The following is a 19192-nucleotide window of genomic DNA, read 5'->3' on the forward strand; positions in this document are numbered from 1 at the left end:
GCTTATGCGTATTCAAGACATGACTATTTGGGAGTAACTGCAGAGCATGTTCCGTAATTCGTATATTCAGCAGAACTCTGATATCCAGGCCGCTGGCGGCCTGGTCCCGATGGTTGTCGAGCAATCTGCTCGTGGCGAACGCGCCTATGACATCTACTCGCGCCTGCTCAAGGAGCGAGTGATCTTTCTGGTTGGTCCGGTAGAGGACTACATGGCCAACCTGATTTGTGCGCAGCTGCTGTTCCTTGAAGCGGAAAATCCGGACAAGGACATCCATCTCTACATCAACTCCCCGGGCGGTTCGGTGACAGCGGGCATGTCGATCTACGACACCATGCAGTTCATCAAGCCGAACGTATCGACCACCTGTATCGGTCAGGCGTGCAGCATGGGTGCTTTCCTGCTGACCGCTGGTGCTGAGGGCAAGCGTTACTGCCTGCCGAACTCACGCGTGATGATTCACCAGCCACTGGGCGGTTTCCAGGGCCAGGCATCGGACATCGAAATCCATGCCAAGGAAATCCTCTTCATTCGTGAGCGTCTCAACACGCTGATGGCCAAACATAGCGGGCATACCCTGGAAGAGATCGAGCGCGACACCAACCGTGACAATTTCATGAGCGCCGAAGCGGCTCGTGAATACGGGTTGATCGACGCAGTGATCGAAAAGCGCCCCGCTTAATATAAGCAGCTCAAAATAGGGCTGGTCGGCAGTTCCGACCACCAGTGGACTTGAAAAAGCCCTCAATAGCCTTCATCTTGTGTTGCAAGCCTATCGGATTTGGATCGAACGAATGACTGACACCCGCAACGGCGAGGACAACGGCAAGCTGCTCTATTGCTCCTTCTGTGGCAAAAGCCAGCATGAAGTACGCAAGTTGATTGCCGGCCCCTCGGTCTTTATCTGCGACGAGTGCGTCGACCTGTGCAATGACATCATCCGTGAGGAGGTGCAGGAAGCCCAGGCCGAAAGCAGCGCGCATAAATTGCCTTCGCCTAAAGAAATCAGCGGCATCCTTGATCAGTATGTGATTGGTCAAGAGCGTGCAAAGAAGGTTCTGGCCGTAGCGGTGTACAACCACTACAAGCGTCTGAACCAGCGTGACAAGAAAAGTGACGACGTCGAGCTCGGCAAAAGCAACATCTTGCTGATCGGCCCTACAGGCTCGGGTAAAACCCTGCTTGCAGAGACCCTGGCTCGCCTGCTGAACGTTCCCTTCACCATCGCCGACGCAACCACTCTTACCGAGGCCGGTTACGTAGGTGAAGACGTCGAGAACATCATTCAGAAGCTGCTGCAGAAATGCGACTACGACGTGGAGAAGGCCCAGATGGGCATTGTCTACATCGATGAAATCGACAAGATTTCGCGCAAATCCGACAACCCGTCGATCACCCGGGACGTTTCCGGTGAAGGCGTGCAGCAAGCGCTGTTGAAACTGATCGAAGGCACGGTTGCTTCCGTACCGCCACAAGGCGGCCGCAAGCACCCGCAGCAGGAATTCCTTCAGGTTGATACGCGCAACATCCTGTTCATCTGTGGCGGTGCGTTCTCCGGCCTGGAAAAGGTTATTCAAAACCGTTCCACCCGTGGCGGCATTGGCTTCAGTGCAGAAGTACGCAGCAAGGAAGAAGGCAAGAAAGTTGGTGAATCCCTGCGTGAAGTCGAGCCTGACGATTTGGTCAAGTTCGGTCTGATCCCGGAATTCGTTGGCCGTCTGCCGGTCCTGGCGACGCTGGACGAGCTGGATGAGGCTGCGTTGATGCAGATCCTCACCGAGCCGAAAAACGCCCTGACCAAGCAATACGCCAAGCTGTTCGAGATGGAAGGTGTGGACCTCGAGTTCCGTGCTGACGCGCTCAAATCGGTGGCCAAGCGGGCACTGGAGCGCAAGACCGGCGCCCGTGGTTTGCGCTCGATCCTCGAAGGCGTACTGCTCGACACCATGTACGAAATCCCCTCGCAGTCCGAGGTGAGTAAAGTGGTGATCGACGAAAGCGTTATAGAAGGCAAGTCCAAGCCACTGTATATCTACGAAAACAGTGAGCCGGCTGCCAAGGCTGCGCCAGACGCGTAAGCGTTGCACTGCCGAGCTGTACAAAATAAAGGGGCCTTAAGGGGCCCCTTTGTTTTTACTGCGTTTAACTGATGCCATTACGCTTGTTTTTTTTGCAGGCAGCCCCCATCTTGGTTTCAAGCTTACTTTCATCTGTCATAGAGGCGAAATCATGAAGACAACCATCGAATTGCCTCTCCTGCCGTTGCGTGATGTCGTCGTCTATCCGCACATGGTTATCCCGCTGTTCGTGGGGCGCGAGAAGTCTATCGAAGCCCTCGAGGCCGCGATGACGGGCGACAAGCAGATTCTGCTGCTGGCCCAGAGAAATCCTGCTGACGATGATCCGGGCGAAGATGCCCTGTATCGCGTTGGTACCGTTGCAACTGTCCTGCAACTGCTCAAGCTGCCTGATGGCACCGTCAAGGTGCTGGTGGAAGGCGAGCAGCGCGGTGCGGTCGAGCGCTTCATGGAAGTGGACGGCCACCTGCGTGCCGAAGTGGCGCTGATCGACGAAGTCGACGCCCCTGAGCGCGAATCCGAAGTGTTCGTTCGCAGCCTGCTGTCCCAGTTCGAGCAATACGTGCAACTGGGCAAGAAAGTCCCCGCAGAAGTCCTCTCTTCCCTCAACAGCATTGATGAGCCAAGCCGCCTGGTCGACACCATGGCCGCGCACATGGCGCTGAAAATCGAGCAGAAGCAGGACATTCTCGAGATCATCGATTTGTCGGCCCGGGTCGAACACGTCCTGGCGCTGCTGGATGCCGAAATCGACCTGCTGCAGGTTGAGAAGCGCATTCGCGGCCGTGTCAAAAAGCAAATGGAGCGCAGCCAGCGCGAGTACTACCTGAATGAGCAGATGAAGGCCATTCAGAAAGAGCTGGGCGACAGCGAGGAAGGCCACAACGAAATCGAGGAGCTGAAAAAGCGCATCGATGCCGCCGGCCTGCCGAAAGACGCGTTGACCAAGGCCACTGCCGAGCTGAACAAGCTCAAGCAAATGTCGCCGATGTCGGCCGAAGCCACCGTGGTTCGTTCGTATATCGACTGGCTGGTGCAGGTGCCGTGGAAGGCCCAGACCAAGGTGCGCCTGGACCTGGCCCGCGCCGAAGATATTCTCGATGCCGATCACTACGGCCTCGAAGAAGTCAAGGAGCGCATCCTCGAATACCTCGCCGTGCAAAAGCGCGTGAAGAAGATTCGTGGTCCGGTGTTGTGCCTGGTCGGTCCTCCTGGTGTGGGTAAAACCTCGCTGGCGGAGTCGATTGCCCACGCCACCAACCGCAAATTCGTGCGCATGGCCCTGGGCGGTGTGCGTGATGAAGCGGAAATCCGTGGTCATCGCCGGACTTATATCGGTTCGATGCCAGGAAGATTGATTCAAAAGATGACAAAGGTGGGTGTGCGCAACCCGCTGTTCCTGCTCGATGAAATCGACAAGATGGGCAGCGACATGCGTGGCGACCCGGCGTCTGCTTTGCTGGAAGTGCTCGACCCCGAGCAGAACCACAATTTCAACGACCATTACCTGGAAGTCGACTACGACCTGTCCGACGTAATGTTCCTGTGCACCTCCAACTCGATGAATATTCCGCCAGCCTTGCTGGACCGGATGGAGGTGATTCGTCTGCCGGGTTACACCGAAGACGAGAAGATCAACATCGCCGTCAAATACCTCTCGCCCAAGCAGATTGCGGCCAACGGCCTGAAAAAAGGCGAGATCGAATTTGATGCCGACGCGATCCGCGACATCATTCGTTTCTACACCCGCGAGGCCGGTGTACGGGGCCTTGAGCGTCAACTGGCGAAGATCTGCCGCAAGGCCGTGAAGGAACATGCGCTGGAAAAACGCTTCTCGGTGAAGGTCACCGCTGACCTGCTGGAACACTTCCTGGGCGTGCGCAAATTCCGCTACGGCCTGGCTGAGCAGCAGGACCAGGTAGGCCAGGTCACTGGCCTGGCGTGGACCCAGGTGGGCGGCGAATTGCTGACCATCGAGGCCGCCGTAATCCCGGGCAAAGGGCAACTGATCAAGACCGGTTCCCTGGGTGACGTGATGGTTGAATCCATCACCGCCGCGCAGACCGTGGTGCGCAGCCGCGCCAAGAGCCTGGGGATCCCCCTGGACTTCCACGAGAAGCACGACACCCACATCCACATGCCGGAAGGGGCAACGCCGAAAGACGGTCCTAGCGCAGGCGTAGGCATGTGCACGGCACTGGTATCAGCCCTGACCGGCATTCCGGTGCGCGCCGATGTCGCCATGACCGGGGAAATCACCCTGCGTGGCCAGGTACTGGCCATTGGTGGCCTCAAAGAGAAATTGCTGGCTGCACACCGCGGTGGTATCAAGACTGTGATCATTCCTGAAGAGAATGTTCGCGACTTGAAGGAGATTCCTGACAACATCAAGCAGGATCTGCAGATTAAACCGGTTAAATGGATTGACGAGGTCCTGCAAATTGCGCTGCAATACGCGCCGGAGCCCTTGCCGGATGTGGCTCCTGAGATAGTTGCAAAGGATGAAAAACGCGAGACTGACTCTAAGGAAAGAATTAGCACGCATTAATACGTTTAAGCCTGGGGGCTTCCTTGACAGCTTTTTAGAGCCCTTGTTATAAAGCGGCTCTTAAGTGTCTGTAGGCCATTCAGCACTGGTTTTTGCTTTCACCAAAAAACTTAGAATCATACTCAATAGATATAAGGGGACTTAGAGTGAACAAGTCGGAACTGATTGATGCTATCGCTGCATCTGCTGATATCCCGAAAGCCGCTGCTGGCCGTGCGCTGGACGCAGTAATCGAATCCGTCACTGGCGCTCTCAAGGCCGGCGACTCTGTGGTACTGGTTGGTTTCGGTACTTTCTCTGTGACCGATCGTCCAGCTCGCACTGGCCGTAACCCACAGACTGGCAAGGCTCTGCAAATCGCCGCTGCCAAAAAACCAGGTTTCAAAGCCGGTAAAGCCCTGAAAGAAGCCGTTAACTAAGCTTCGCTCAAGCCTTACCCATCCGGGTCGGACGCAGGTCTGACCTGGCAGCGGAGCGGCAGCTGACCCGAGTATCCATCGGGTCGCCACGCCGGGGGTGTGGGTTCAAACCCCCGTCCGCTCCGCCAGTTACGAGAAGGCGCATCCTCGGATGCGCCTTTCTTCTATCCGGACTCTACCCACGCTCCACGGTTGCCTAATTTTGAAGTTCAACCGTTTCTGGGGGACGCATGCTGCAGAATATCAGGGACAATTCACAAGGCTGGATTGCCAAGACCATTATCGGGATCATCGTCGCATTGATGGCGTTCACCGGTATCGAGGCTATTTTTCAAGCTTCGACCAACAACAAGCAGGACGTGGCCAAGGTCAACGGTGAAGAAATCACCCAAAGCGAACTGGGCCAGGCCGTCGACATGCAACGTCGCCAGCTGATGCAACAGCTGGGCAAGGACTTCGATGCTTCCTTGCTGGACGAAAAGCTGCTGCGCGACGCCGCCCTCAAGGGCCTGATCGATCGCAAGCTGCTGCTGCAAGGCGCGGCCGATTCGAAATTCGCTTTCTCCGAAGCTGCGCTGGATCAAGTGATCCTGCAGACGCCGGAATTCCAGGTGGATGGCCAGTTCAACGCTGAGCGTTTCGACCAGGTGATCCGTCAGCTGGGCTACAGCCGTATGCAATTCCGTCAGATGCTGAGCCAGGAAATGCTGATCGGCCAGGTTCGTGCTGGTATTGCCGGCAGCGGTTTTGTGACTGATGCCGAAGTGCTCGCGTTCGCCCGTCTGGAAAAACAGACCCGCGATTTCGCCACCGTCAGCGTCAAGGCCGACCCTGCAGCAGTGAAGATCACTGACGACGAGGTCAAGGCTTACTACGACCAGCACGCCAAGGAGTTCATGACCCCGGACCAGGTGGTCATCGACTATCTGGAGCTGAAGAAGGCTTCCTTCTTCGACCAGGTCGCGGTCAAGGACGATGAGCTGCAAGCCCTCTATCAGAAAGAAACCGCCAACCTCGCTGAACAGCGTCGCGCGGCGCACATCCTGATTGAAGTCAACGACAAGACCACTGACGAGCAGGCCAAGGCCAAGATCGAAGAAATCCAGGCGCGCCTGGCCAAGGGCGAGAAGTTCGAAGCCCTGGCCAAGGAGTTCTCCCAGGATCCGGGTTCTGCGAACAACGGCGGTGACCTCGGTTTCGCTGGCCCTGGCGTCTACGACCCTGCCTTCGAAACAGCGCTGTATGCGCTGAACAAGGACCAGGTCTCGGCACCGGTGCGTTCCAGCTTCGGCTGGCACCTGATCAAGCTGTTGGGTGTTGAAGCACCAGAAGTGCCATCGTTCGCCAGCCTGAAAGACAAGCTGACCCGCGAGCTCAAGACCCAGCAGGTTGAACAGCGTTTCGTCGACGCGACCAAGCAACTGGAAGACGCTGCATTCGAAGCTTCCGACCTGGCCCAGCCGGCGTCGGACCTGAAGCTGACCGTGCACACCTCCGCGCCGTTTGGCCGTGAAGGTGGCGAAGGCATTGCTGCCAACCGTGCCGTTGTGACCGCTGCATTCAGCCCTGAAGTACTGGATGAAGGTGCCAACAGCACCGCCATCGAGCTGGATCCGGAAACCATCGTGGTGCTGCGTGCCAAAGAGCACCTGAAGCCTACCCAGCTGCCGCTGGAAAGCGTTGCCACTGCCATCCGTGCCCAGTTGACCAAGGAGCGCGCGAGCGCTGCGGCGAAGACTCACGCGGACGAGCTGATTGCCAACCTGCGTGATGGCAAGACACCGCTGAACCAGCCGGTGGATGGCCAGGCCTGGAAAGTCACCGAAGCGGCCACCCGTGGCCAGGAAGGCGTCGAGCCAGCCGTGCTGCAAGCCCTGTTCCGCATGCCAAAGCCTGCGGCCAAGGACAAGCCGACCTTCACCAGCGTGACCCTGCCAGACGGTAGCCTGGTGATCGTACGCTTGAACGCGGTCAATGAAGCCGCTGCACCGACCGATGACGAGAAGGCTCAGTACCGCCGCTTCCTCGCGTCCCGTGTCGGCCAGCAAGACTTCGCCGCCTATCGCAAGCAGTTGGAAACCAAGGCTGAGATCAAGAAGTTCTGATCTCGTAACAGCCTGAATAAAAAGACCCCGGCCTGAAGAGGCCGGGGTCTTTTTTTATCCACTAATCAGCTGACTCAACCAGTCTTGATTCAACGCGCAAACTTGAGCTTGCCCCAACTCAGGCCAATCACAGCCGCCAGGGTCGAAGCGCTCAGCACACTCAGCTTGGCAGCCGACAGCAGCGTCGGATCGGAGAAGGCCAGCGACGAGATGAAAATCGACATGGTAAAACCAATCCCCGCCAGCAGGCCCACCAGGGCGACGCCGTTCCAGGTCACGCCCTCCGGCAATTGGCAGATGTTCAGTTTGACCAGCACCACGCTCGCCAGCATCACACCGAGCGGCTTGCCGAGCACCAGGGCCAGGATGACCCCCATGAACACGCCGTGGGGCAGTGGATCGTCCAGGTTGAACCCTTGCAGGCTCACTCCGGCGTTGGCCAGGGCAAACAGTGGCATGACGCCAAAGGCCACCCACGGGTGCAGTCCCGCCTGGATGCGCTGCACCGGCGGCAGCATTTCCCGCTGGGCCTGTCGCAACTGCTTCAGTGGTTTGGCGACCTGGTGCGCGCTTTCAGCCGATTGTGAAAGCCGCTCCATCAGCTCGTTGAACGTGCGCCCGATGGTGTCCAGGGGGCGTTCCCGAGTGGGTCTTGGAGTGACAGGCGTCATCAGGCCCAGCACCACGCCGGCAAGCGTAGGATGCACGCCGGTCTTGAGCAGCCCAAACCAGACAATCGCCCCCGGCAACAGGTACACCACCGCCTTGCCAATGCCCATCCGCTGAAAAATCAGCACCAGCGCCAGCCCGCAGGCCGCGATCACCAGGCCCATGTAGTCCAGGCTGGCGGTATAGAAAATCGCGATGATCAGGATGGCGACGATGTCATCAATGATCGCCAGCGCCAGCAGCAGGATGCGCACGCCGGCGGGGATGGATTTACCCAACAGCGCCAGCACACCCACGGCAAATGCAATGTCGGTGGCAGTGGGCACTGCCCAGCCACTGGCCGCTACGGTGCCATGGTTGAGCAGGGTGTAAATCAGTGCCGGCATCAGCACGCCACCCAGCGCAGCGCCGAGGGGCAGGGTGGCCAGTTTCAGGTTGGCGAGTGCGCCGTCCCTGATCTCCTGGCGAATCTCGGCGCCCACCACCAGGAAGAAGATGGTCATCAGCCCATCGTTCACCAGGAAGTGCAACGAGCGCGAGACCGTGAAGTCTCCCAGTCCGATAGTGAGTGGGGTGTTCCAGAAGTGTTCGTAGGAATCTGCGACGGGGCTGTTGGCCCAGACCAGCGCGACGATCGCTGCCAGCAGCAACACGATACCGCTGACTGCTTCGATCCTTGAAAACCGCTCCAATGCGGACAGGGCGCCTTCGACCAGAACCTGGGGGCGCGGAATAGCAGGGTGTTTATCAGGCACGACAAGTCTCCATTGGCGGCCCGACCAATGCTTATCCTTTAACCTGCGCTGTGCCGTATGCAGCAGCGCACCCGGTGCGATCATAAGAGTTAAGAAACATCACGTCACGTTTCGTTTAAACATCGGTTAAACGCAGCGTCGCGATCAGTGCCAGTACGACCAACGCGGCGACCGCCCATGGAAACGATGTCACTCCCCACCCTTGCAACAACATGCCGCCGAGTAGTCCGCCACCGGCGATGCCCAGGTTCCACACCGTCACCAGCATCGACTGTGCGGCATCGGCTGAATCCCCGGCCGACTTGGCCAGCGCCGTTTGCAGCAATGCCGGCAAACCGCCAAACGCCAGCCCCCATAAGGCCACCGTGGTGTAGATCACCGTCGCCGAGGTGATCCAGAACGCCAGCGCCAGGGCCGACAGCGCGAACATTGCGCAGCTGATTACCAATAAGGCGCGCAGCCGCTGATCAATCAGCGCGCCGACGATCCAGATACCCAGCAGCGCCGCCAGACCAAACACCAGCAGCACCTGGTCGATGTCCGCTGCAATCCCGGCAGGTACCAGGAACGGCGCGATATAGGTGTAGAGAATGTTATGAGCCAGCACGTAGGTGAAAGTCACAAACAGCACCGGACGAATCCCTGGCAGTGCCAGCACCTGGCGCAGCCCCAGGCGTTTTTCCGCCTGTTGCCCGGCAAAGTCCGGGACCTGCCAGCGCACCCAGGCCAGCAGCACAACCGTCAGGCCGGACATGATCGCGAAGCTCAGGCGCCAGCCAACCGTGGTGCCCAGGAATGTCCCGGCCGGTACACCCAGTGACAGCGCCAATGGCGCGCCGAGCATGGCCACGGCAATGGCCCTGCCTTGCAGGTGAGGCGCAACCATGCGGCTGGCATAACCGGCCAGCAGCGCCCAGAGCAATCCCGCGAACACCCCGGCGAAGAACCTGGCCACCAGGGTCAGCAGGTAATCGCTGGAAAACGCCGTCACACTGTTGACCAAGGCAAACCCGCCGATGGCAATCATCAGCAATGGCCGCCGGCGCCAGCCCCGGGTGGCGATGGTCAGGGGAATCGCGGCCAACAGCGAGCCCAGGGCGTACAGGGTCACCAACTGGCCCACCAACGCTTCGGACACCCCGAGGCCGGCGCCCATTTGCGGGAGCAAGCCTGCCGGCATGGCTTCGGTGAGGATGGTGATGAAGCCGGCGGTAGCTAATGCCAACAGGCCGCCCAGAGGCAGTCGTTCACGGCTCACCGTGGGGGTCGTGGAAGATAGGGCGCTGTCGCTCATGTTTTTTGGCTCCGGTTTTCAGACGAAAGGGCAGGGAGCCAGAGTAGGGTGCTGCACGGTGGAGAAAAACAGGCTAAGGTTCCGAACTTATCGGACGCCAATGTCCGCAATCCTCGGGAGCGAGACGATGGACAGCCTGGGCAGTATTTCAGTGTTTGTGCAGGTGGCCGAAACCCGCAGCTTTACCGAGGCCGGGCGCATGCTGGGGGTGTCGTCCTCGGCGATTGGCAAAAGCATCGCGCGCATCGAAGAGCGCCTGGGGGTGCGGCTGTTCCATCGCAGCACCCGCAGTATCACGTTGACCAGCGAGGGCGCGCTGTTTCTCGAACGCTCCCGGCGCATCCTGGCGGAAGTCGAAGCCGCAGAACAGGAACTGAGCCAGGCATCCGCCACCCCCAGAGGCAAGTTGCGCGTCAGCCTGCCGCAAGTGCGCGGCTTGTTGATGCCGGTACTGACGGATTTCATGCGCGCCTATCCCGAGATCGAGTTGGACGTGGACTTCTCCGACCGCATGGTGGATGTGATCGAGGAGGGTTTCGACGCGGTGATCCGCACCGGCAAACCCGAGGACTCACGCTTGATGGCGCGCCACCTCGGGTATTACCGCCTGGTGCTGGTGGCGTCCCCGGAGTACCTGCGCCTGCACGGTACGCCGCGCCAGCCCCGGGATTTGAGCGACCACGCCTGCCTGCGCCACAAATTCTGCGCCACCGGCAAGCTGGAAACCTGGCCACTGCGCCCGGAGTCGGGCCTGCCGGAGCCGACCCTGCGTGCGCCGCTGGTCTCCACCACCATCGAATCACTGATGCACGTGGCCCATGAAGGCCTGGGGATTGCCTGCCTGCCAGACTTCATGGTCCGCGAATCGGTGGAGCAGGGCCGGCTGCAACGGGTGCTGGACTATTACCTGGAGCACAGCGGCAGCTTCTGGATGCTCTGGCCATCAAGTCGCCATGCCTCGGCGAAATTGCGCGTGTTTATCGACCATATGGGCGAGCGGCTTTTTCCTGCGGACACCGTCCCGTAAGGCTGTGACGTTTTACCGACAGGAATTCGCGCGCCGAGGCCACGTTCTGTTGCACAATACCGCCCTGACTGTTTTCCTCAGGATTTTCGATGTCGACATCATTTCACTTGCGTAGCCTCGGGTTGGCGCTGGTGCTGGCGGGCGCTGCGGGCTGCTCGTCACCCAAGACCGCTATTTATGAACATGAGAACTTCGACGACTCCGGCACGTTTTCCCGTGATTACCCGGTCAGTGACACGGCGGCCTGCGAAGCGGCGCGGCGTGCGCTGTTGAGCCAGGGTTACATCATCACCAGCAGCGATCCAAAGCTGGTGGCGGGTAACAAGAGCTTCCAGCAGACCGGCGAAACTCACCTGCAGATCAGCTTCAACGTGGTGTGTGCCGACGATGGCAGCGGCAATCATCACTCGACGATGTTCGCCAACGCCTTGCAGGATCGCTACGCCTTGAAGAAGGTCAACAACTCCGCCAGCCTCGGTGTGGGTGTGTTGGGTTCGGTGTCGATGCCGATTGGCTCCACCGACGACTCCATGGTCAAGGTGGCCAGCGAGACGGTGTCTGCGCCGAAATTTTATGAGCGTTATTTCGCCCTGGTGGACGTTTTCCTGCCCCAGGAAGTGAAAAAGGCAGCGCATATTCCAGAGAAGCCCAAGGCTGACCTGGGCATCCCGGAACCTAAGGCAGCTCCGGCGGCCGATAAGGCCGATAAGGTTGAAGCGCCGAAAGAAGTGCCAAAAGAAGCGCCGGCCACACCGGCAGCCCCAGTGACGCCGGCGGTAGTGCCAGCGGCATCGGAGCCGGTGGTACCACCGGCGGAACCTGCGCCGATTGCACCAAAGGAAGCCCCGGCACCTGCGCCAGAGGCCACCACTCCTGCGCTGCCGGCGCCGACCGAAGCGATTCCGCCTCTGCCGACGCCTGCGCAGTAACTACACCGCTACGGGGTTGGCCTTGTCGACGTTGATCCCGTAACGGCTGATCGCCTCCGCCACCCTGGCGCGGCTGATCAGGCCGTCATCCGCCAGCGCCTTCAAGGCCGCCAGGGCAATGAAATACCGGTCCACCTCGAAGAACTGGCGCAAGGTTTCGCGGGTATCCGATTGCCCGAAGCCATCGGTGCCCAGCGCCACTAAGCGCCGGCCCGGTACAAACGGGCGAATCTGATCGGCAAAGATTTTCATGTAGTCGGTGGCGACCACCACGGGCCCAGGCTGGCCCTCAAGGCACTGCTCGACATAGCTGGTACGCGGTTCGCTTTCAGGATGCAGCAGGTTCCAACGCTCCACGGCATGACCTTCCCGGCGCAGCTCGGTCAGGCTGGTGACACTCCACACATCGCTGGCCACGGCAAAATCATCGCGCAGCAGGTCCGCGGCGGCGATGACTTCCCGCAGGATCGAACCGCTGCCCATCAGCTGTACCCGTGGTTGCTTGGTGTCTTCAGCCGCCTTCAACCGATACATGCCCTTGAGAATCCCGTCCTCGACGCCTTCGGGCATCGCCGGGTGCGGGTAGTTTTCGTTGAGCAGGGTGATGTAGTAGTAGATGTCCTCTTGCTCGACGTACATCCGGCGCATGCCTTCGCGAATGATCACCGCCAGCTCGAAGGCAAACGTCGGATCGTAGGAAATGCAGCACGGGATCACCGACGACAGCACATGGCTGTGGCCATCGTCATGCTGCAGGCCTTCGCCCATCAGCGTGGTGCGCCCGGCCGTCGCCCCCAGCAGGAAGCCCCGCGCCCGTGCATCGCCCGCGGCCCAGGCCAGGTCGCCAACCCGCTGGAAGCCGAACATCGAATAGAAAATGTAGAACGGCACGGTCATCAAGCCGTGGTTGGCGTAGGACGTACTCGCTGCGATCCACGAGGAAATGGCGCCGGATTCATTCAGGCCTTCCTGCATGATCTGTCCGTCCTTGCTCTCTTTGTAGTAGGACAGCTGGCCCGCATCCTGTGGGGTGTAGAGCTGGCCGACAGCGGAGTGAATGCCGATCTGGCGGAACAGGCTTTCCATGCCAAAGGTGCGGGACTCGTCTGGCACGATGGGCACGATCAGTTTGCCCAGGTTCGGATCCTTGAGCAGGGTGCCGAGGATGCGCACAAAGGCCATGGTGGTGGAGATCGCGCGCTCGCCGGTGTCCTTGAGCTGGGTGGCGAAGGCATCCAGTTCCGGGATCTTCAGCGACTCGACCGCGCTATGGCGAGCCGGCACGTAGCCACCCAGTGACTGGCGGCGGGCGGCGAAATAGCGGGCCTCTTCGCTGTCAGCGGCCGGTTTGAGATACGGGATTTCAGCCAGTTGGTCGTCGGCCACTTCCAGCCCGAAGCGATCGCGGAAGGCTTTGACGGCTTCAGCGCCCATCTTTTTCAGCTGGTGGTTGATGTTCTGGCCTTCGCCGGCCTCGCCCATGCCGAAGCCCTTGACGGTTTTCGCCAGGATCACCGTCGGCTGGCCGCTGTGACGCACGGCGGCGGCATAGGCGTTGTAGACCTTGTCCGGGTCATGGCCGCCCCGTGAGAGTTTCCAGATGTCGTCGTCGGACATGTCTGCCACCAGCGCCAGCAACTCCGGGTATTTGCCGAAGAAGTGTTCCCGCACGTAGGCGCCGTTTTGTGATTTGTAGTTTTGATAGTCGCCGTCCACGCACTCCATCATGCGCTGGCGCAGCAAGCCGCTTTTATCCTTTTCCAGCAGCGCATCCCAACCGCCGCCCCAGATTACCTTGATCACGTTCCAGCCGGCGGCGCGGTACAGGCTTTCGAATTCCTGGATCACCTTGGCATTGCCGCGCACCGGCCCATCCAGGCGTTGCAGGTTGCAGTTGACCACGAAGATCAGGTTGTCGAGCTTCTCGCGCCCGGCCAGGGAAATGGCTGCCAGGGATTCCGGCTGATCCATCTCGCCATCACCGAGGAACGCCCACACCTTGCGGCCCTGGTGCTGCTTGAGGTCGCGGAACTCCAGGTAGCGCATGAAGCGCGCCTGATACGCGGCGGTAATCGGTCCGAGGCCCATGGAAACCGTAGGAAACTGCCAGAAGTCCGGCATCAGGCGAGGGTGCGGATAGGATGACAAACCGTCGCCACCGGCTTCCCGGCGGAAGTTGTCCAGCTGCGCTTCGCTGATCCGGCCTTCGAGGTACGCCCGCCCGTAAATGCCCGGCGCGGAATGGCCCTGGATGTACACCAGGTCGCCATCGAAGCTTTCAGTTCGGCCACGGAAGAAATGGTCGAAGCCTACGTCATACAGCACCGCAGCCGACGCATAGGTTGCGATATGCCCGCCCACGCCGGAATGTTTGCCCGCGCGCAGCACCATGGCCATGGCGTTCCAGCGAATAAACGCATTCAGCCGGCGCTCGGTGGCCAAGTTGCCGGGGTAGGGCAGCTGGCGGTCTACCGGGATGGTGTTGACGTACGGCGTGGTCACCCGCCCGTAGAAGTCGCCATGCCGCGCCACGTCGAAATCCAGCAACTGATCAATCAGGTAATGCGCGCGCGGGCGGCCTTCGGTGGACAGCACCGATTCGATGGACTCCAGCCATTCGCGGGTTTCCTGTGGATCGTCGTCGAGGCGTACTGCAGTGTTCGGGGTCATGTCAGGCTCCAGGGTGGACGGGTTTCAGCGTGTGGGCTCCTTGTGGGAGCTTTGCGAATGTAGTTGCAATTGCAACTACATGGCTGAATCTAGCGCGGGATGAGCTACTATTGCAACCTTCTTGAAATTCCCCGGATGGTGTTGCATGTCGTCGAAAGAGCCTGATGTCTGGTTCCGTTTTGTTCGGGCCCACAGGACGGTCATCCGTGAAATCGAACGGCGCCTGGCCGATGCCGGTCTGCCGCCGTATGCCTGGTACGACGCTTTGTGGGGCCTGGAAAGTGGCCCCGATGGCACCCGGCGCATGCACGAATTGGCCGATGTGCTGGCCATCGAACGCTACAACCTGACGCGCCTGGTCGACCGCCTGGAAAAGGACGGCCTGGTGGTGCGTTCGCGCTCCGACGGTGACGGGCGTGCTGCCTTTGTCTCGATCACCGACGCGGGCCGGGTATTGCGTAAAAAGATGTGGAAAATCTACGAAAGCAGCGTGGATGAATTGTTTTTGTCGCAGCTCGACAGCGAGCAACGCCGGGTTTTTGCCGAGGCATTGGAACGTACCGCGGGGCTGGCGATGGAGGCGGGCGTGCAGACCCGCGGGCGGCGTAAGACCTGAAGCAAATATTCCAGGCGACGCGGATTCCGTGTGGGAGCGGGCTTGCTTGCGAAAGCGGTGTGTCAGCAACAGTAATATCAACAGGCACACCGTCTTCGCGAGCAAGCCCGCTCCCACATTTGATCTGCGATGGATTGCAGATCGTCATTTCAGGTGATATCGATTCAGGGCGGTCTCCACCTGTTCTGCTTCGATCCAGCCGTCATCCGCCAACGCCTTCAATGCCAGCACCGCTACCCAATATCGACTGGGTGCTGACGTTTCCACGGAGCCCGCACCCAATGCTACAAAACGCGCATCCACATGCCCTGCCAACTGGTCAACGATAGGCTGCGGATACCCGGTGACTGCGACCACCGGCGCGCCATCCCCAGCCAGGCAATCCCTTAGATGACAACTGCGCTTCGGTTCCAACGGGTGCAGGCGGTTCCAGCGTTGCGCTGCATCCGCTTCGCGGGCCAGCCGTGTATAGCTGGGGCAACTCCACAGTTGCGCCTCGACGTTCCAATCCGTCTCGAGCAACTGCGCGGCGTGCACGACTTCTTCAAATGCTCGACCCGCACCCAGCAACCGCACCCTCAATTCACTGGTGTATGAGCGCCGGACCCGGTACATGCCCCTGAGCGCATGGTCACTATCCTGCGGGCTCAGCCCTGGCCCTTCGTGTTGATCGTGCAGTGCCAGGTAGTAGAACCCCGGCTCGCCGTCGACATACAGCGCCTGCAAACCCGCCAGCACAATCGCCCGGGCTTCCTCGCCGGAGGCCGGGTCATAAGGTGTGCAGTGAGGATTGCTGGCCAGCCATAAGGGCAGTGAAGGGGAGGGCTGGGTTGCATTGTCGTTGCACAGGATGCCCCGCTGACGGGTCTCGCCGGACAGCGCGCGCAACTGCGCCGATGACGCGGCCGTGTGCAGGTACAGCATGGGTTTTTCCCCGGTATTGCGCGCGAACCAGGTGGGCCAGCTCACCACTCGGCGTGAGCGCGACTGGCCGCGAATCACCCACGCCTGCCGGCTGGACTCCAGGGTGTTGGCCATGGTCATTACGCTATACAGGGGCGAGCAGCGGGGCTGCTGCGTTGCATTCAGGGCGTCGATGCAGATCAGGGCAGAGCGTTCGGTGCTGGCAGTCATGAGCAGGGTCGCTTGGCAACGGGTGCCCATACCCTAAAGGAATTCGGCTTACGATTGCAATTGCAATGATTGCAGTTGCATCTAAAATTCATCCGGCTAAATCAAGGCAATCCTGCTACGTTTAATCCTGAAGTGCAGGAACGTCATGCCACGGACATTTTTTCGTCATGACGGCACTTTAGGCTGGTTGTGCAGGTCACTAAGCAACCCCTTTTCATAAAACAAGGAGTCAACCATGGACGATTACCAGGAAGAATTGCTCGAGTACCACGCCTTTGAACTGGATCCGCTGGATCCGGCCGATGATGCCACCGAGCTGTAAGACAGACGTCAGGCGGAATGCCGCTGACTGCGGCGAAATTCCCCTGGGGTCTGGCTGTTCCAGCGCTTGAACGCCCGTTGAAAGGCTTCCGCTGAAGCAAAACCGAGCAAATAGGCAATTTCACCGAACGCCAGTTCGGTATCGCGAATGTAGGTCATGGCCAGGTCGCGGCGAGTGTCGTTGAGAATCGCCCGGAACTGAGTCCCTTCTTCCGCCAGCTTGCGCCGCAGGGTCCAGGTCGGCAGTTTCAAGCGTGACGCCACTTCTTCCAGGTCGGGTTCCCGGCCACCATTGAGCATCGGCCCGAGCAAGCGGGTAATGCGCTCGCGCAGGCTGCGGGTGCGCGTCAACTGCTCCAGTTCCCGTTCGCACAACTGCACCAGTAATTGCCAGGTACTCGGGCAGTGTTCCGGGTTGCGCAGGGCCAGGGTTTGCTGGCTAAGGCGCAACTGATTGTGCTCGGCGCCAAACTGGATCGGGCAGTCCCCAAGCACGCTGTAGCGCTCGCTGTAGTCGGGGGTCTGGAACTCGATTTCGATCCGCTGCGCCTGCACCGGTTGCGCACTCAGACTCGACAACTGATGCAGCCAGCCGGCGATGATCGAGTCCACCACAAAGCGGTTATAGGCGTTGTACGGGCTGATGGAGTAGAAGCGCAGCCACGCACCGTCCGCATCCTCGTGAAAGCTCGACTGGCCGCGATAGTTGGAGCCGTACAAGGCTTCGAAGCGCGTCAGGGTACGGGCGGCTTCGCGCACGGTGGGCGCCTGGGCGGCGGTGACCCCGGCGAGCCCGGCCTGGCTCAGGCGGCTGAGCTGGCCCATGCGCAGGCCCAGGCTGGCGTCGCCGGTCAACTGGATGGCCGCAAAGCCCAGGCGCATATAGCGCGGGATCGACAAGCGTGCACCCGCCTCGGCCAGGCGTGCCGGGTCAAGGCCGTATTGCAGCAGCAACGGTTGCGGGTCCAGGCCATGGCTGTGGATCGCATCGGCCAAGGTGTGGACGAAGCCCACCGACAAATCCCCAAGCCGCACCGGCTTCATTGAGTTACAGCCACACGTTCAGCAGGCGCGCGCCACGGGCATTGCCGTCGGCGAACACCTGGCCGTTGCTGCTGAGGAAGCTTTGCCCGGCGCTGCCCATGTCAAAGAACTGCCCGCGCAGGAACACGCTCATGCCGGCGGTGGCCTGGCTGATGGGTTGCTGGCTGATCAGGGTCAGGCGGTGCCAGGCTTCGCCTTCGCTGAGCTCTTCGGGCTTGAGGCTGATCTCGGCTGGCGTCGACACGCTTTTGAAGCCGCGCCACGGCTTGTCCCAGGTCTCGCGGCCAATCACGAAGGCCGGCACCGCCACCAACTGGGCGCCTTGCTCGTTGAGCTTGCGGTAGTTGTCCGGGTACCAGCTGTCGCTGCCGATCAGGATGCCCAGGCGCCCGGCCGGGGTATCGACCACGCTGACGCTGTTTTCATCGCCCGGCTCAATAAAGCCGCGCTCGTCAAAAATCGGATACAGCTGGCGTTGCGGCTGGCCCAGCGGCAAGCCATCGCGGTCGAAGACCACACTGGTGTTGTACAGCGCGCCATGGCCGATCTGCAGCTGGCCCTGGCTGACGCTCGGGTTGGGCAGGGCAATGGAGCCGGCCACCAGGGTCACGCCGAATTCCTTGGCCAGGCCACCGAACAGCACTTGATAGTCGCGGGCCATGGCCGGGGCCTTCATGCGCAGGTAGGCGTCGTCGATGCGGTCGTCACCCTTGGCGCTGATCAAGGCCCGCAGGAACAGCAGCGGGTTGCTCGCCGACAACCAGTTCATCGCTTCCTTGAGGTTGGTGGCCTGGTACAGCTCGTTCTTTTCGCCGCTGACCATCAGCCAGGTGCCGATATGTTCCGGCAGTACCACGATGGTCTTGTCGTTGATCAGGCCCTGGTCACGGGCGTTTTGCAGATAGGCCGCCAGCTTGAGGTGCAGGCGTTCCAGGCTCTGGTAGTCGGCGGGAAACAGTTCCGGCTGGATGCCCAACAGGTTGCCGCGGTCGGCGGGCACGCCCTGGTCGACGGCCAGGTTGATCCGCAGGTCGGACAGGTAATGGCCCACGGGGCGCTCCTGGGTCCAGACCAGATAGGCGGAAACGGCGGCGACCAGGGCCATGATGAGGGTGAAGCCAAGAAGTTTACGCATGGGGCAAATGACAACGGACCGTGTGCTGGGTTTGCATTTTCTCTCAAATTTCTGGGCTGGGTACGAAAAACCGTGGTTTGGCACGAAAATCTCAAAAGCCTTGAGTGCGTGTTTTCGCCGCGGGCCGGATCTTCCAGGGTCGACAGTAACGGGTTGTGACCACAGGTGCACGCGCGCGGGTCAATGCCGTGGGATGTTACTCGTGCGCGCACCAGCTTCTGGCAGATTGTTACTTTGTGCCTCAATACCGTGCGCAAGTTCCTCGCCAAGGTTGATTCGCGCGATGGGCTCGCGGAGGGCTGGCCGCGCAACTCAAGTGTTTCAGCGCCTTACAGGCCTCTCTGTTTAAAGACACGTCGAGTTGGCAACAACCTTGCATATGCTTGTATGTACAAGTAAAGATGTGTGCGTAAGAGTCCATGAACTTCCTCTTCGCACCCATCAATGT

Annotated in this window: 14 protein-coding genes; 8 read left to right on the forward strand and 6 right to left on the reverse strand. The window is 60.2% G+C overall.

Annotation, left to right across the window (positions count from 1 at the left end; all coding sequences use genetic code 11):
• Nucleotides 1–46 precede the first annotated feature (46 nt).
• From clpP to HX807_RS16505, 5 genes are all read left to right on the forward strand, one after another.
• Nucleotides 47–682: an ATP-dependent Clp endopeptidase proteolytic subunit ClpP gene (clpP, locus tag HX807_RS16485; protein WP_003174822.1), complete on the forward strand. Its 636-nt coding sequence runs from the start codon at nucleotides 47–49 to the stop codon at nucleotides 680–682.
• A gap of 112 nt (nucleotides 683–794) precedes the next feature.
• Nucleotides 795–2078, forward strand: a complete 1284-nt coding sequence (clpX, locus tag HX807_RS16490) for an ATP-dependent Clp protease ATP-binding subunit ClpX (RefSeq protein ID WP_003207856.1) — start codon at nucleotides 795–797, stop codon at nucleotides 2076–2078.
• A gap of 151 nt (nucleotides 2079–2229) precedes the next feature.
• A complete protein-coding gene (gene lon / locus HX807_RS16495) occupies nucleotides 2230–4626 on the forward strand; it encodes an endopeptidase La (RefSeq protein ID WP_003207858.1) in 2397 nt (798 codons plus the stop codon).
• Nucleotides 4627–4772: 146 nt separating this feature from the next.
• Nucleotides 4773–5045, forward strand: coding sequence for an HU family DNA-binding protein (locus tag HX807_RS16500; RefSeq protein WP_003174819.1), 273 nt, complete (start codon nucleotides 4773–4775; stop codon nucleotides 5043–5045).
• Nucleotides 5046–5275: 230 nt separating this feature from the next.
• The gene (locus tag HX807_RS16505; RefSeq protein ID WP_003207860.1) at nucleotides 5276–7150 is read left to right on the forward strand and encodes a SurA N-terminal domain-containing protein; all 1875 of its coding nucleotides are present in this window, start codon (nucleotides 5276–5278) and stop codon (nucleotides 7148–7150) included.
• A gap of 89 nt (nucleotides 7151–7239) precedes the next feature.
• On the opposite strand, the gene nhaA is transcribed toward HX807_RS16505, so the two are convergent.
• Complete coding sequence (gene nhaA, locus HX807_RS16510; RefSeq protein WP_102605978.1) at nucleotides 7240–8574, reverse strand: Na+/H+ antiporter NhaA; 1335 nt, start codon at nucleotides 8572–8574, stop codon at nucleotides 7240–7242.
• Between the two features lie 115 nt (nucleotides 8575–8689).
• A complete protein-coding gene (locus HX807_RS16515) occupies nucleotides 8690–9868 on the reverse strand; it encodes an MFS transporter (protein WP_008431952.1) in 1179 nt (392 codons plus the stop codon).
• A gap of 127 nt (nucleotides 9869–9995) precedes the next feature.
• Between HX807_RS16515 and HX807_RS16520 the strand changes: the two genes are divergently transcribed.
• Both HX807_RS16520 and HX807_RS16525 read left to right on the forward strand, forming a co-directional pair.
• Nucleotides 9996–10895 carry a LysR family transcriptional regulator gene (locus HX807_RS16520; protein ID WP_177050482.1) on the forward strand — a complete coding sequence of 300 codons (900 nt, stop codon included), beginning with the start codon at nucleotides 9996–9998 and terminating at the stop codon, nucleotides 10893–10895.
• Nucleotides 10896–10984: 89 nt separating this feature from the next.
• A complete protein-coding gene (locus HX807_RS16525) occupies nucleotides 10985–11824 on the forward strand; it encodes a DUF2242 domain-containing protein (RefSeq protein ID WP_003207865.1) in 840 nt (279 codons plus the stop codon).
• Here HX807_RS16525 and aceE read toward each other — a convergent pair whose 3' ends face one another.
• Entirely contained in the window at nucleotides 11825–14494 is a 2670-nt protein-coding gene (gene aceE, locus HX807_RS16530; protein WP_177050484.1) for a pyruvate dehydrogenase (acetyl-transferring), homodimeric type, read from the reverse strand.
• 145 nt (nucleotides 14495–14639) lie between these two features.
• Here aceE and HX807_RS16535 point away from each other — a divergent pair, with 145 nt between their 5' ends.
• Complete coding sequence (locus HX807_RS16535; protein ID WP_003207868.1) at nucleotides 14640–15110, forward strand: MarR family winged helix-turn-helix transcriptional regulator; 471 nt, start codon at nucleotides 14640–14642, stop codon at nucleotides 15108–15110.
• 144 nt (nucleotides 15111–15254) lie between these two features.
• On the opposite strand, the gene HX807_RS16540 is transcribed toward HX807_RS16535, so the two are convergent.
• From HX807_RS16540 to HX807_RS16550, 3 genes are all read right to left on the reverse strand, one after another.
• Nucleotides 15255–16274 (reverse strand): pyruvate dehydrogenase, encoded by a 1020-nt coding sequence (locus tag HX807_RS16540; RefSeq protein ID WP_177050485.1) that lies wholly within the window; start codon nucleotides 16272–16274, stop codon nucleotides 15255–15257.
• 300 nt (nucleotides 16275–16574) lie between these two features.
• The gene (locus HX807_RS16545) at nucleotides 16575–17609 is read right to left on the reverse strand and encodes an AraC family transcriptional regulator (protein WP_177050487.1); all 1035 of its coding nucleotides are present in this window, start codon (nucleotides 17607–17609) and stop codon (nucleotides 16575–16577) included.
• 4 nt (nucleotides 17610–17613) lie between these two features.
• The gene (locus HX807_RS16550) at nucleotides 17614–18744 is read right to left on the reverse strand and encodes a carbon-nitrogen hydrolase family protein (protein ID WP_003207875.1); all 1131 of its coding nucleotides are present in this window, start codon (nucleotides 18742–18744) and stop codon (nucleotides 17614–17616) included.
• Nucleotides 18745–19192: the final 448 nt, after the last annotated feature.

This window comes from Pseudomonas sp. D8002, assembly GCF_013385695.1.
Lineage (GTDB): Bacteria > Pseudomonadota > Gammaproteobacteria > Pseudomonadales > Pseudomonadaceae > Aquipseudomonas.

Excerpts from the sequence above, each read along its gene's own strand:
- clpP (WP_003174822.1), top strand. The coding sequence starts at position 47 with ATGTTCCGTAATTCGTATATTCAGCAGAACTCTGATATCCAGGCCGCT.
- clpX (WP_003207856.1), top strand. The coding sequence starts at position 795 with ATGACTGACACCCGCAACGGCGAGGACAACGGCAAGCTGCTCTATTGC.
- lon (WP_003207858.1), top strand. The coding sequence starts at position 2,230 with ATGAAGACAACCATCGAATTGCCTCTCCTGCCGTTGCGTGATGTCGTC.
- HX807_RS16505 (WP_003207860.1), top strand. The coding sequence starts at position 5,276 with ATGCTGCAGAATATCAGGGACAATTCACAAGGCTGGATTGCCAAGACC.
- HX807_RS16515 (WP_008431952.1), bottom strand. The coding sequence starts at position 9,868 with ATGAGCGACAGCGCCCTATCTTCCACGACCCCCACGGTGAGCCGTGAA.
- HX807_RS16520 (WP_177050482.1), top strand. The coding sequence starts at position 9,996 with ATGGACAGCCTGGGCAGTATTTCAGTGTTTGTGCAGGTGGCCGAAACC.
- HX807_RS16525 (WP_003207865.1), top strand. The coding sequence starts at position 10,985 with ATGTCGACATCATTTCACTTGCGTAGCCTCGGGTTGGCGCTGGTGCTG.
- aceE (WP_177050484.1), bottom strand. The coding sequence starts at position 14,494 with ATGACCCCGAACACTGCAGTACGCCTCGACGACGATCCACAGGAAACC.
- HX807_RS16535 (WP_003207868.1), top strand. The coding sequence starts at position 14,640 with ATGTCGTCGAAAGAGCCTGATGTCTGGTTCCGTTTTGTTCGGGCCCAC.
- HX807_RS16540 (WP_177050485.1), bottom strand. The coding sequence starts at position 16,274 with ATGGGCACCCGTTGCCAAGCGACCCTGCTCATGACTGCCAGCACCGAA.
- HX807_RS16545 (WP_177050487.1), bottom strand. The coding sequence starts at position 17,609 with ATGAAGCCGGTGCGGCTTGGGGATTTGTCGGTGGGCTTCGTCCACACC.
- HX807_RS16550 (WP_003207875.1), bottom strand. The coding sequence starts at position 18,744 with ATGCGTAAACTTCTTGGCTTCACCCTCATCATGGCCCTGGTCGCCGCC.